This is a genomic window from Pseudoalteromonas sp. JC3 (assembly GCF_030291895.1).
GTDB lineage: Bacteria > Pseudomonadota > Gammaproteobacteria > Enterobacterales > Alteromonadaceae > Pseudoalteromonas.
Genome location: NZ_CP127855.1, coordinates 1,995,207 through 2,008,102 on the forward strand (window position 1 = coordinate 1,995,207; position 12,896 = coordinate 2,008,102).

At 41.6% G+C, this 12,896-nt stretch carries 9 protein-coding genes and 1 pseudogene; 7 read left to right on the plus strand and 3 right to left on the minus strand.

Annotated elements, in window-relative coordinates; genetic code table 11:
- The first annotated feature begins 39 nt into the window (after positions 1-39).
- Positions 40-1,014 (plus strand): transposase, encoded by a 975-nt coding sequence (locus QSH61_RS08300; protein WP_174168995.1) that lies wholly within the window; start codon positions 40-42, stop codon positions 1,012-1,014.
- 166 nt (positions 1,015-1,180) lie between these two features.
- Here QSH61_RS08300 and QSH61_RS08305 read toward each other — a convergent pair whose 3' ends face one another.
- Complete coding sequence (locus QSH61_RS08305) at positions 1,181-3,595, minus strand: hypothetical protein (protein ID WP_206472786.1); 2,415 nt, start codon at positions 3,593-3,595, stop codon at positions 1,181-1,183.
- Positions 3,596-3,669: 74 nt separating this feature from the next.
- Between QSH61_RS08305 and QSH61_RS08310 the strand changes: the two genes are divergently transcribed.
- Positions 3,670-5,415: an MFS transporter gene (locus tag QSH61_RS08310; RefSeq protein ID WP_206472985.1), complete on the plus strand. Its 1,746-nt coding sequence runs from the start codon at positions 3,670-3,672 to the stop codon at positions 5,413-5,415.
- Between the two features lie 90 nt (positions 5,416-5,505).
- Positions 5,506-6,771, plus strand: a complete 1,266-nt coding sequence (locus QSH61_RS08315) for a Xaa-Pro dipeptidase (protein ID WP_174168992.1) — start codon at positions 5,506-5,508, stop codon at positions 6,769-6,771.
- 189 nt (positions 6,772-6,960) lie between these two features.
- On the opposite strand, the gene QSH61_RS08320 is transcribed toward QSH61_RS08315, so the two are convergent.
- Positions 6,961-7,224 carry a RebB family R body protein gene (locus tag QSH61_RS08320; RefSeq protein ID WP_010604577.1) on the minus strand — a complete coding sequence of 88 codons (264 nt, stop codon included), beginning with the start codon at positions 7,222-7,224 and terminating at the stop codon, positions 6,961-6,963.
- A 402-nt stretch (positions 7,225-7,626) separates the two neighbouring features.
- Between QSH61_RS08320 and QSH61_RS08325 the strand changes: the two genes are divergently transcribed.
- Positions 7,627-8,931 carry an NAD(P)/FAD-dependent oxidoreductase gene (locus tag QSH61_RS08325; protein ID WP_206472986.1) on the plus strand — a complete coding sequence of 435 codons (1,305 nt, stop codon included), beginning with the start codon at positions 7,627-7,629 and terminating at the stop codon, positions 8,929-8,931.
- A gap of 335 nt (positions 8,932-9,266) precedes the next feature.
- A pseudogene (locus tag QSH61_RS24415) lies at positions 9,267-9,483 on the plus strand (IS982 family transposase); the annotation flags it as partial.
- 101 nt (positions 9,484-9,584) lie between these two features.
- On the opposite strand, the gene QSH61_RS08330 reads toward QSH61_RS24415, so the two are convergent.
- Positions 9,585-10,889 carry a hypothetical protein gene (locus QSH61_RS08330; protein WP_206472788.1) on the minus strand — a complete coding sequence of 435 codons (1,305 nt, stop codon included), beginning with the start codon at positions 10,887-10,889 and terminating at the stop codon, positions 9,585-9,587.
- Positions 10,890-11,309: 420 nt separating this feature from the next.
- Between QSH61_RS08330 and QSH61_RS08335 the strand changes: the two genes are divergently transcribed.
- Complete coding sequence (locus QSH61_RS08335) at positions 11,310-11,957, plus strand: TetR/AcrR family transcriptional regulator (RefSeq protein ID WP_045988222.1); 648 nt, start codon at positions 11,310-11,312, stop codon at positions 11,955-11,957.
- Positions 11,954-12,895: an HlyD family secretion protein gene (locus QSH61_RS08340; RefSeq protein ID WP_206472790.1), complete on the plus strand. Its 942-nt coding sequence runs from the start codon at positions 11,954-11,956 to the stop codon at positions 12,893-12,895. Before QSH61_RS08335 ends, QSH61_RS08340 begins: the two co-directional genes overlap by 4 nt.
- The last annotated feature ends 1 nt before the right edge of the window (position 12,896 follow it).

The following is a 12,896-nucleotide window of genomic DNA, read 5'->3' on the forward strand; positions in this document are numbered from 1 at the left end:
ATTTCTTCGATTAGCATTGATACGTTCAAGGAGAGAACAATGGGCTTAGCTAGGAAGTATCAAATCAACTTGTCAAATACGCGTTACTATCATTGTGTGTCACGTTGCGTCCGCCGTGCTTTTTTGTGTGGTGAAGATATGTTGACAGGAAAGTCTTATGAGCATCGGAGGGGTTGGGTTGAAACGCGTTTACTCTCTCTAGCCAAAATATTTTGCTTGGATGTTTGTGCTTACGCGGTAATGCCTAATCACACCCATGTGGTGTTGTATATCGATGATAAAAAAGCACAAAGGCTCAATGATAAAGCTATTTTACTACGCTGGAGCAAGCTTTATAAAGTATCTTCACACGCTCAGCAATTTTTACAAGGTGAATGCTTAAACGAAGGGCAAAAAAGTGAATTAAGCAAAGAAATCAATGAATATAGAAGCCGCTTAGCGAGTATTAGCTGGTTTATGAGAGGGCTCAATGAGCACATCGCTCGACGTGCTAATCAAGAGGATGAATGTACCGGACACTTTTGGGAAGGGAGATTTAAATCTCAGGCCTTGCTTGATGCTTCAGCCTTGTTAGCATGCATGGCTTACGTAGACTTAAACCCCATTCGTGCAAAATTGGCTAGTAACCTAGAAGATTCAGAACACACCAGTATAAAACTTAGGTGTGAGTTTGCAAAAAGATGCAAACAGCCGAATTATCTAGCGCGGTTTTTAGGAAATACCAAAAGACATGTACACAAAGGAATTCCTTTTGAATTACGGTCATACCTAGACTTAGTTGATTCAACAGGGAGGTGTATTCGTGCTGGTAAACCCGGGTTTATCGAACCGCGTCAAAAATCTATTTTGGAACAATTAGGTCTAGAAGCATGTAATTGGTTTCAACTTACTACCCAGCTTGAGCAAACTTTTCACGGTGCGATTGGTAGAGCAGATTCGATAGAGGCTTATTGTGAGCAACGCAATTTAAGGCGACGAAGTAATATTTCGCAAAGCCAGCGACTTTTTACGTAATATGAACTAACGTAAATGGCCAATTTAATCCGGTTGTAAGTGTTTAACTGCTCGCTCAGGTTGAGGGAGCAGTTAGTCGTGCACGTTGTATGAAACACTCAATCTTATTTGCACAAAACCATCGGTCTTACTTTATTTGGCTTTTCAGACTTCCAATTAATTGTTTCTACAAATTGATTATTTTAACCAGCCTAATCGGTTCACCATCAACGTCAAACTCACCCGTGATCTCAAGTAATCCATTTTTCAATCCTTGTAACTTATATACTTCAATTACTTGTGTTTGATAAGGTAAGAAAGTAACAGGCTGCTGCCAAAGTGAACCTTCATTTTGAAATGATTGAAATGGAGTAAAATCGACGCGTAATATACCACTCGATGCACCTGAATAGGGACCGGTTAGCGTGATGGTAATATTGTCACGAACAGTGACTTCCATTTTTACCCCATCAAAAGGTTTCTCTGACGTTAGAAGAGGCTTTTGTTGTGTTAATCCGTTCCAACTAATCACTAAGTTCTGAAAAGTATGTTTTGGCAATAGAACACGGTGTTCACCTGAAGCTAGCATTTTTTTGTAGTTACCGTAAGTTAGCGCAACAGCATGCTTACCGGGGTTGTTGACGTAAAGATAGTGCATTCCATCAGAAAAATAGCTTTGGGTGTTGATACCACTTAGCGTAAAGAGCGCATCGTCGCCAAGTGTTGATTGCCAACTTTGCATCAAGTGATTGAGGGTTTTATTCTCAGTTTCAGTGACTGTCCTTGATTTCTGTTTGCTAAATATTTCGCGAAGTGGGGTCATACAGTCACTTAACTGAGCACTATATTCCACACAGGTGTTAAAGGCTCTGCGCAGTAGCGATGCACCTTTAAAGTGCCAGGGATTAGTGGTTTGTTCATTCGTGATCAAGTAATCATGCGCGGCAAAGTAGGGCGCTATTCTATGATTATTATTTCGGCCAAGAAGACTGATTTTTTGCAAGCTAAGCGCTGAAATGTCGATTTGGCTCAATTGTAACCTAGCCAGTTGCTCATGATGTTGTGTTTTCATTTTAATAACTAGCGCATCGTCCTGCTTTGAAAGCGTGAGCGCAAGTTGATGATATTGCTTGATATCCATGCGTAATTGCGGCAGCAGTGCGATAGACTTCGAGGAAAACAATGCTTGATTGCTTGAGACCGTTAACTTTACTCCTTCTTGAAGGGTAAATTGCAGTAAGTTGTCTTTACTAAAATCAACTTCTTCAACTTTAGAGCGTCCAAGACGCGCATCTAAGCTTTGGTTTGTTAAATCAGCGATTAACGCAACGCCAATTTCCCCACGTCTAATCTGCTCCGGCTCGAAGTCGATTTGTGCTGCAACACTATTCTCATCAAGTGAGTTGATTAGAGGTGTTTTATCTGATGCGGGAAAATCCATCACGACATGTGTAGAAGAAAAGTTTGGATGAATGTCAAGACGATTAAGTGTTTTGTTTTCGGTATTTCTGAGCCAATATGTGGCACCGTTTTGCTCCCAAGGCCCATCGACAATATAAAAACTTGGTGTGGCAGAGCGCACAAATGCTGCAAACTGCTGTTCAAGCTGGGGCCAATTGGGGAAGGTCTGTTTTAAGAGTGCATTGGCAGTTGGCAAGGTATTTTCAGAGTGGGGGTTTGCTTCCATTAATTTGCTGATAAAGCGTTTAAAATATTGATATCGCTCAGGATCGCTCAATAAAAAATGTACGATAAAAAAGTTGAGCCCGCGTTTGAGTGATGGATCATCATTGATTGCTTCAAAAGATGGCTGTCCATTTTGGTGATACTGCTGTAAACCTAAGTGCAGATAGTTCATTGGAGCACGGTCGAAAACCATTACAGTTAACTGTTTTTTATTTGGATCATATACGTGGCTTGCAATGGCATCTGCCATCCCCTCAGTGATCCAGTTGGGTGCCCAAGTTGAGTGACCGTTCAGGGCCATATGAAACGCATGCATGGTTTCATGGATCACGATGTAGCGCTGGTGATGCTGGCGATGACTCGGAAAGTTGTACCCTGCGCGGTTATAAAACATGGTTTCGCCACCAGCCGTTTTATGTACGCCTCGCAAAAAACCGTCGTCCAGCATGGCTTCTTTTGTACGTTGGCGTGAACTGCCATAAACGACAGCAATTCTCTTTTTATCAATCGCTGCAGGCGCCATACCAAACAATTCAACATAGTGAGGGTAAGACATTTCTAATAATTCTAAATAGAGTTTTACTTTGTCCTCAGGAAAGTCACTTTTTAGCGCAAAATGTTTACTCACCCACCAGTCATATCCCCGCGAGTTAGCTATTTTTCCATCGCTATAAGTCAGCGGAATTTGTTTACCAACATGTTGGATATCAATGTGTCTCAACGTGCTGACTCGACCATTAACGCTTATTTCAGAGCGCATATCAGCGGGGCTTGGAATAGCAGCAATATCGCTTCGCGTAGTTTTACATCCGCAGAGTAAAGCAAGCATTGCAATTAGAGGAGCAAATCCTAGCCGCGGCTTTTGCATAGAGGGTATTCGCCAATAAAAGGTATGGAATAGATAAAATAAAGACATGATACTTTTCTCTCGTTATTATTTGTGTATATTGTATGCAATATAAAATAACAAAGATAACAGGTATTGTCATTATGCAAAATCAGCAGCAGTGGTGTGAACCCGATCTCAATGGAGCAAATCGGTCAAAGTCGTCTTCTGGGTTTGGTCGAACTTTTTACATTGCGAATATCATGGAAATATTTGAACGACTCGCTTGGTATGGTTTTTTCGCCGTGTCATCAATTTATATGACAACACCAAAGTCGCAAGGCGGTATTGGCTTTACTGATATAGAGCGTGGCGCCGTACAGGGGATTATTCCCTTCTTTTTATATCTTTTGCCTGTTGTAACTGGTGCATTGGGAGATCGCGTCGGGTATAAAAAGATGTTCTTTTTTGCATTTTTGGTGATGACACCAAGTTATTATTTACTGGGACAGGCACAGAGTTTTTGGCCGTTTTTTGCTGCGCTGAGCTTTGTTGCGCTGGGGGCTGCCTGCTTTAAACCTGTGGTCGTTGGCACCGTAAGTCACAGTACAAACGATGGTAATCGTGGTCTTGGATTTGGGATCTTTTATACCATGGTGAATGTTGGTGGATTTTTAGGTCCATTGGTTGCGGGATATATGCGCGCCATTAGTTGGGATGCAGTATTTATGATGTCGGCAGTTTGGATTGCCATAAACTTTATTCCCTTGATGTTATTTTACAAAGACCCCCAAACATTACCTAAAACCAAGCAATCTCTTACTCAAGTATTAAAAACCGCACAGTCGGTGCTGGGTAATACACGTTTAGCACTTACGCTGTTTGTCGCACTGGCGCTATTGATGTCAGCTGGCGTTGGGTTTTCTAACTACAGTCAAGCGTTTACTTGGATTGCAATATGGTTAGTAGCTAACTGGGTGTGGGACAGAGTGCTTATAAATCGAGCGCCGACTAAAGCATGGTGGCAACAACCGATGAAGGTGAGTAACCTGCCGTTTGCGTTATATTTGCTGATCCTTGCTGGTTTTTGGACTGTGTATAATCAGCTTTTTTATACTCTACCTGTGTATATCCGTGATTATGCAGATACCCGAGATATATTGGCGTGGTTTGGCGATTCTGGCGTCGCGTTTTTAGCACATGTTGATATTGATAAGTTAACAGCTGCCATTTTTACGCTGTTCAACGAGCTTAAGGAAAGCGGCGCGGTATCCATTGAAACCATTAGGCTTGAATGGGTTCACCTCAAAGTGAATGTCCCGCATGAGCAAATACAGTTGATACTACGAACGCTAAATGCGCTTCACGATAATGGACAGGCACTTTCACAGCACCAAGCGCAAGCCCTTGCTGAACAACTCGTACAATATCGTCAAATCAACCCTGAGTATCTCATTAATTTAGACTTTGCAGCGATCGTAGTCGCACAAATTTTGGTGAGCTTTCTCTGTCAGCGATTTAGACCATTTTATGTGTTAGTTACGGGCTTACTGGTGATGACGGTTGCGTTTATCGCATTACTTAGCGATAGCGACTGGTTAAGCGGTCAGCTCATTGTCACTGTCATATTGCTTATCGCGCTTGGTGAAATGCTTGCCTCTCCTAAAAGCCAAGAGTATGTCGCGAGTATCGCGCCTCAATCTCAAGCTGCGTTGTATATGGGATACTACTTTGTTTCTATGGCGCTGGGCTTCTTATTTGCTGGATTTTTATCTGGTTGGAGCTATAAAGTGTTAGTACAAGAAATGGCGGCACCTGAGTTAATGTGGGGGCTATTTGCCGCTATCGCGCTTATAACTGCCATTGCATTATTCTGGTTCAACAAAGTGATAATAGACAGAAAAACATAGCACTGTTGAAATGGGAACAGTTATTGGTCGCGATCGATTTGTTTGCAAGGCATATTCTTTCTACACTCAAGCAAAAAATGAGGAAGTAACATGAATAAAAAAATATGGATGAGCGCGGCTCTCTTTGTTTCAAGTAGTGTACATGCGCAAACGTATGTTTTAAATGCCGACTCTGCGATTGATGTGGTGTCAGGCAAGCTTATCTCACCTGTCACTGTGGTCGTTGAAGACAATAAAATTATTTCAGTCGGAAAATCAAATCGTAAAGCCTATCCAAAAGGCGCAGAGGTGATAGACCTAAGCGGTCACACATTATTACCCGGTCTATTTGATATGCATGTCCACTTAACTTCAGATGCTCATGTTCATGGCTACAAACGGTTGCAACGCACCGCACCTCGTGCGGCAATTACTGGCGTTAGAAACGCCAAGCGTACACTGGATGCGGGCTTTACGTCTGTTCGTAATCTCGGTGCTGCTGGCTATGCTGACATCGCGCTGCGAGATGCCATTATTGATGGTGATGTATCAGGCCCACGTGTAAACGCAGCAGGCCCTTCACTTGGGATCACTGGCGGCCATTGTGACAACAACCTCCTAACCCATGAGCATAAAGTATTTTCAGAAGGGGTGGCTGATGGACCTTGGGCAGTAAGGCAAAAGGTACGTGAAAATATTAAATATGGCGCTAACTTAATCAAGTTCTGTGCAACGGGTGGCGTACTATCTAAAGGCACTAAAGTGGGGGCTCAGCAATATTCCCAAGAGGAAATGACGGCGATTGTGACCGAAGCACACTTACGCGGTTTAACGGTTGCTGCCCACGCGCACGGCACGGATGGTATCAAGTCTGCAATTAAAGCAGGTGTGAACTCAGTAGAGCATGTAAGTTTTGTTGATGATGAAGCCATTCAGCTTGCCAAAGACAAAGGCACGTACTTCTCTATGGATATCTACAATACGGAATATATCCTTGGCGAGGGCGAAAAAGCAGGAATTTTACCAGAGAGTTTAGATAAAGAGCGTAAAGTGGGTGCTACTCAGCGTGCCAGTTTCACAAAAGCGGTAAAAGCAGGCGTGAATATGGTGTTTGGCTCTGACGCTGGCGTTTATCCTCACGGTGACAATGGTAAGCAGTTTAGCCGCATGGTGAAATTTGGCATGACTGAACTACAAGCCTTACAGGCTGCCACTATTAACTCGGCGACGTTACTCAAGCAAAATACACAATTAGGCTCGCTTGAGGCGGGGAAACTTGCTGATATTATTGCGGTTAAAGGCAACCCACTAAAAGACATTAGTGTAATGGAAAACGTCACCTTTGTGATGAAAGACGGCCAAATAGAAAAGCAATAATCTAGCGACTAGCGCAGAGCTTGTTCTAAGTTCTGCGCAGACGCTATGAAACTGTTGGAATTCTTTTTTAGCCTCACTCTCGCTTGCTAGGCTGCCTTAGAGGTTATAAGGAGGCTTTCCTGCACTGCCCATAGTTTTACCTTACTTTGTATGTTATTTACATTGACTCGGGGAATAGGGTATTTCTTACTATCTGTAAATTTTTATAACAACCATTGATGCTGCGGTATCCACATTCATTAGGGTATTCACTCCCTGCGTCAAAGCCGCTTGAGCAGTGACATTGTTATTTTGTTGCCCATTGATAGCGTTATGTGCGGCGTTTGACAATGCTTGGCTCACGGCAAGCATGAGCTTACTTGTTGCTAATGCTGGTGAGTCTCCAAGCACTTTAGCGTTTGTTTGAGACACTGAATCGGTAACTTGACTATTTACTGCAGTTGGAAATGCCATGTATATCTCCTTTAAATAGCTAATACAAAAAGACACATAACCCGTGAAGTGCAGAGATACTATTCTCGGCTCAGAGTATGCTTACATTCAGTCTAGTCTCTATATTAGAAAGTGCATTCAACCTTGAAGGTTAGTACAACAATTACCTAGAACTGAATGTAAAATTGAGCGGCAGAGGGATGGTCATCTTCGCCGTTATGCGAGCCGCATTTGTTGGCTCTGAGCGTCCTTGGACTTGGGAAAACTGTTGAATAATTTTGACGTTATCCGCTGACAAATGAGCTAAAAAGGCGCACAATAGTAGGCGTTGCCAGACAAGGTATTTCATGATGGATTTGAAATACCTAAGTGCTTTTCCAAGACCCTAGAGTACTTAAGTATTATACTTTTAAGGGCAACATGATGAATACGCAACTTCCTAAAATCGTGATAGTCGGTGGTGGTGCTGGTGGCTTAGAGCTGGCAACACAATTAGGGCATAAACTCGGAAAAAAACGCCAAGCGGAAATCTTATTAATTGATAAAAATCGCAGTCATATTTGGAAACCATTGCTTCATGAAGTCGCGACAGGGTCTATAGACGCTGACTTAGATGGAGTGGTTTATTCTGCTCATGCAGCAAAGCATTATTATCAGTTTCAGCTCGGCAGTTTTAGCCACGTAGACTCAACCAATAACACCATCACGCTGAGCGAGCTAAAAGACGAACTCGGTCATCGTATCCTCCCAGAGCGACAAGTCAGCTATGACTATTTAGTGCTTGCCATTGGTAGTATTAGCAATGATTTTAATACGCCGGGGGTCAAGGAGCATTGCTTCTTTCTCGATTCAAATCAGCAAGCTGAGCGATTTCAGCATGCACTCCTCGATAACTTTACACGCTTACACCAAGACGATGACCCGAAGCACTCGTTAACCATTGGCATTGTTGGTGGTGGCGCTACTGGCGTTGAGCTTTCTGCTGAGCTGTATCATGTATCAGACATGTTGAAAATGTACGGGCTGAGTAAAATGACAGCCAAACGCCTTCGTATTGATTTAATAGAAGCTGGTCCTCGAATATTACCTGCATTACCAGAGCGTATTGCTAATTCAGCTAAACGGGAGCTTGTGAAGCTAGGTGTCACGGTGCGAGAAGGCACCCAGATAAAGCAGGCAACTGAAGACAGCTTTATTACTAAAGAAGATGAACAGCTAAAGGCAGACATCAAGGTGTGGGCTGCGGGGGTAAAAGCACCTGACTTTATTAAAGAGATTGAGCTGTTCGAGCTTACTCGCAATAATCAAATTAAGGTAAATCAATACTTACAAAGCAGTGTAGATGAGCATATTTATGTCATCGGTGATTGCTGCGCGTTTACCCAAGCGGATGGCACTCAAGTGCCGCCGCGTGCTCAGTCGGCCCATCAAATGGCGCAATGTGTAGAGAAAAATCTAATCGCGACACTAAAAAATCAACCTTTACACGAGTTTACCTATAGTGACCACGGCTCTTTAGTGAATTTATCTCGTTATAGCACCGTTGGTAGTTTAATGGGAAACCTAACCAGCAATAGCTTTTTTATTGAAGGTAAGATAGCGCGATTCATGTACATCTCGTTGTATAGAATGCATCAGCGCGCAATCCATGGTATCGCAAAAACCTTTGCGCTATGGATAAGCGAAAAGGTGCTTAGAGTGGTGCGGCCAAAAATGAAACTGCACTAAGTTAATCTGAACTTAAGATAATTAATGCCTTTCTAGCAGCTAGTTTTAGCGCTAACCGTAACCTTGCCTACAAAGGGTCTTTGTGGGAGTGGGACGCGAGAGCGTTGCTATCCGTAAAGCCTTTTCTCTAGACAAGGGGGAACATTAATGTAATTTTAAAACAATGTGTTAGCTCACTCTTTTTCCAACCCCGATTGAGTAGCATTTGGTGTATCTAAAACCAAAGACAATTGATTTTTTGCTTTGCTGTTCATATTTCAATTTTCAAAAACTTTTACGTGGCTGTCCACGATATCTATCAATAGTTAAAGTGCCTGTCCATGATAACGGTCTTTCTGTTTCGTATGTCACATCAGCGTGATTTTGAAATTTTTATAAAGGCTACCTTACTCGATTTCACAAAAAGACCTCCCACCATTACTCAGCTATACAAAGCTTCTAGAGGTCATGTCTCGTGTGGTTACTTTGCTTTCAAGTTGTTTTAAAACCCTAAAACCTACGGATCGCGACAGTTGCTTCATCGACTTAATGAGCAGCAATGTTTGCCATAATTAGAGGGTACTAAGGACCAAAATGTAATTGTCCCCCTTTGGTTATCCTTATCATATGATTCAAAAAAGTAAAATTGTCTTCAGTATGAATGAATTAACTAACTAACCTGAACTCTTTGTGGATAATAAACTTTTGAAGTTTTCATGAGACTCAATTTTTGAAGATAATATCTTGTCTAATTTAACTCCTAACGAAGCAGTGCTATCATTTTGTTTTAATAGCTTGTATAAAGAGTTAAATGAATAACCACCTGCAGAGTGCGTGAAAAGCTCTTTGAGAAGTTTATATTTATCATCTTTGTCGAACTTAACGCTGAGGACATCAAAAATCACATGACCACAAGCGTAAGCAGCAAAGACTGAAGGGGTGTTATCAATACTTCCTAAAGCTTCTGTCTCAAGCACGCTAGAACACTTTTCTATGTCACTTTTATAAAAATAATCATGATAATCTTTAGATATCATGCCTAAGGACAGTAACAGTTGGTAGGATAAATATTCAGCACTACCTTCATATAGCCATGTAGGTGAATCTCCCTTATTTGGAAAAAGATAACCATTCCAAAGATGAACAGCTTCGTGCGCGATTATTAGTAAAATTTCACGTTCATATCTCAAAGGGTTTAAAATAAGATCATCTCCACTTAGAGTTAACACAATTTGACCTGGTAAAGCACCACCTTCAAAGCCTAGATAGTCTCTACTTTTATCATAATAAATTAAAACTTCAATGCTGCCAGGGTGGTTGTGATCTAAAGCCTTTCCTAATAGGTTTATAATTTTTATTGTATTCTCAATAACTGAATTAGTTAGTCTAATATCTATCTCTGAGCTGGTTTTGAAATTTACACCCTTAAATTCTTGTGTTTCAATAGGTGCTAAAAAGTAATAACTTTTAAAATCACCACCTCTAATTTTAAGGTGGTTTCCACTGGTTGTCTGATTGTTATCTTTCTCTTTACTTATAATTTCGAATTCTATTTCTTCATTTTTTTCCTTGCCCATCTTTGTGTAATTTATTTCATTAGGTAAGAAATAGTCTAGAAAAATACCAGTCCCACTTTTGAAAAATAGATATGGAGAATAAGCTCGAATTTCAGATGTGTCGAACCCCTTATCTATTTTTATAGATAAACTTTTTTTGGGGGTGGAAAACTCTATTTTTCCATTGGGTGATATAGTGGGTGGGTGGTTATCTTTAAACCTCCAATAATTCATTATGAAGTTTTCAGGTGCGTTTTTTATCGTTATTGATCTTACGCTTTCTCTAAAAACATACTCTATCTCAAAGTTTTTCTTACTTGTTTCTTTTGTTATTTTTATTTCCACATTGCTTGCAGTGCTTAAAAAGGTGGAAAAAAGAATGCTTAAAAAAAATATTGCCTTGTAAATTTTTATTTCTTTCATTGTAAATTTACCGAGTTAATTACTTCCTGACTTTGTATGATAAGAGAGTCACCTAAAAAATCTAAGTTTCTTTCAATTTCAACCACACTAAAGCCACTTGCTATTAAATAGTTCACGATACAAGGCGTCAACAAGATTGTTACGTGATGATGCTAATTGTAACGACCTAAAAATTACGATGCGTAATCAGATCATAAAAACCCAATACTCGTCAATTTAAACTTCGATCCCGCTCTGTTTCAACTCAGACATCGCTATAAGGGCAAAGTAAGGTGCCTGTCCACAAAAAGGCCAGATAACCAATGAAAGTTTGATGTAGATTAGTGATTAATCATTTCCTCTTTTTTGATTAACGAAAGCTGTCGTGAAGCTTGCACATTTGTCCTAGTATATTAATCAAGTGATTAATGGAGTTGAAACATGACAAATAAGCTAACGGAAGCCGCTGTTACCCCGAGAGAAAAGCTCATCACCGCTGGTAAATGTTTGTTTATTAACCGCGGATATAATCGAGTCACGACTAGAGCAATTGCGGACCTTGCTGAGGTAAACATTGCTTTGATTAAGTACTACTTCGGCGATAAAGCGGGACTGTTTGAAGCGGTATTTCGCGAAGTTGCAGCACCTCTACTGAGCTTGCTTGAAGGGATTAAAAAATCACAGTTACGCGAACTCTCACCGCTCATTTTAACTCAGTTTATAGAGCGCTACTTTCAGGTGATGAGCCAATACCCAACGCTACCTAAGATCATTTTTATGGCACTACATGATACGCACTCTAAAGAGCATGAAATCATAAAAAAGATTTTCTTTGAGCATGTAGAGAACGGTGTCAGTACTTTAAATTCGACCTTTCAAACGCTTTCGCCTGCAGAGCCCATTCGAGCTGAATGGTTACTTTTAACCTGTCTTGGCTTGTCGGCATTTCCTTTTTTGGTGCCACCGGTGATGCAGCCGCTACTTGGTATCGAAAACTCGGATACTGAGCAGTGGCGCTCGCTTGGCAAACATCAGCAAGCTATTTTTAACGTGTTTCTATCCCAGCATATTGAACGGAAAACATCATGAAAACACCGTTTTACATCATTAATTTTGTGTTACTGACACTTTTGGTTGGTTGCTCTAAACCCGAGCGTAAAATCTTCGGCATTATCGAACGACCGCAGGTGCAGATCAGCAGCCCAACCGGAGAGTTATTAGTTGAGTTGCTGGTCGAGCGCGGCGATAAAGTAGTAAAAGGACAGCCACTGGCGAAAATCGATGACGTAGTGCAGCAACAACAGGTTAATGCTATTGAACAGCAAATCGCGCGCTTGCAAGCGCAATATAGATTGTTACTCTCTGGCACCCGAGTTGAACAAGTCAAACAAGCCAAAGCAAGGGTGCATGCAGCACAGGCCGCTTGGGAAGAAGCTCAGCGGCAACTTGTTCGACAGAGGCAGTTAATCAAAGACAAGTTGACCTCTCAAGATAGGGTCGATGCCGCCTCTGCCAACGTCGAGTCGACACTTGGTACTTTGCAAGAGGCCCAAGCGCGTTTGAAAGAGCTTGAAAATGGCACGAGAGAGGAGACAATCGAACAAGCAAAAATCGCAATTGCAGAAGCACAAACACAGCTAATTATCGCCAACAAGCAGCTCGCTGATCTTACCCTTAAAGCACCCACTTCCGGCATTGTCGAAGATTTACCTTGGCTTGTTGGTGAGCGTCCCATTAAAGGTGCACCGATTATTTTGCTGGCTGCTGACGACAAAACATTCGCTCGACTTTATCTGCCGCAAACCCAGCTTGCTAAAGTCTCTTTGGGAAGTGTGCTAAATGTGCATTTCGATGGCAGTGATAAAAGTCTACAAGGCACCGTCAGCTACATTAGCCAAAGCGCGAGCTTCACGCCTTATTTTGCACTTTCACAAGAGGAAAGAGCACGTTTGATGTATGTGGTAAAAGTGGTGCTCACTGATAAAGTGACTGTCCCGTCAGGCACGCCGGTTTGGGTGGAGCTGTAAT

Bases quoted from the DNA above. Each gene is read 5' to 3' on its own strand.
- QSH61_RS08300 (WP_174168995.1), top strand. From the start codon at position 40: ATGGGCTTAGCTAGGAAGTATCAAATCAACTTGTCAAATACGCGTTAC.
- QSH61_RS08305 (WP_206472786.1), bottom strand. From the start codon at position 3,595: ATGTCTTTATTTTATCTATTCCATACCTTTTATTGGCGAATACCCTCT.
- QSH61_RS08310 (WP_206472985.1), top strand. From the start codon at position 3,670: ATGCAAAATCAGCAGCAGTGGTGTGAACCCGATCTCAATGGAGCAAAT.
- QSH61_RS08315 (WP_174168992.1), top strand. From the start codon at position 5,506: ATGAATAAAAAAATATGGATGAGCGCGGCTCTCTTTGTTTCAAGTAGT.
- QSH61_RS08320 (WP_010604577.1), bottom strand. From the start codon at position 7,224: ATGGCATTTCCAACTGCAGTAAATAGTCAAGTTACCGATTCAGTGTCT.
- QSH61_RS08325 (WP_206472986.1), top strand. From the start codon at position 7,627: ATGAATACGCAACTTCCTAAAATCGTGATAGTCGGTGGTGGTGCTGGT.
- QSH61_RS08330 (WP_206472788.1), bottom strand. From the start codon at position 10,889: ATGAAAGAAATAAAAATTTACAAGGCAATATTTTTTTTAAGCATTCTT.
- QSH61_RS08335 (WP_045988222.1), top strand. From the start codon at position 11,310: ATGACAAATAAGCTAACGGAAGCCGCTGTTACCCCGAGAGAAAAGCTC.
- QSH61_RS08340 (WP_206472790.1), top strand. From the start codon at position 11,954: ATGAAAACACCGTTTTACATCATTAATTTTGTGTTACTGACACTTTTG.